Origin of the sequence: Acinetobacter calcoaceticus, assembly GCF_051947995.1 — a bacterium.
Lineage (GTDB): Bacteria > Pseudomonadota > Gammaproteobacteria > Pseudomonadales > Moraxellaceae > Acinetobacter.
The window spans coordinates 1-209 of record NZ_JBLVVH010000086.1; the positions used below are offsets into that span (position 1 = coordinate 1).

1 pseudogene is annotated in these 209 nt (G+C 40.7%); it reads right to left on the reverse strand.

Going from position 1 to position 209, the window contains the following annotated elements:
- Positions 1-38: 38 nt before the first annotated feature.
- Positions 39-209 (reverse strand): annotated as a pseudogene (locus ACNQO6_RS18665) (DNA polymerase III subunit delta'); the annotation flags it as partial.

A 209-nucleotide genomic window follows, 5' to 3' on the forward strand; every position in this document is an offset into this window, starting at 1 on the left:
CTCACCAAATCCACGAGCAGATATTGAAACATGGTCTAAAACTCAGAAAAACTGAGCTCTTTAGACCACATATTTGTGTAATGCAAAGGCATGTTTTTTTCCGCAACCAACTTCAGCCAGTCGGCAAGAATGAGGTTACGTTTCTGCAGCCTGTCTCTTTTTTCAATTTCAATCGCGGTCTGAGGCATTTCATTGGCAAGATTCAATAA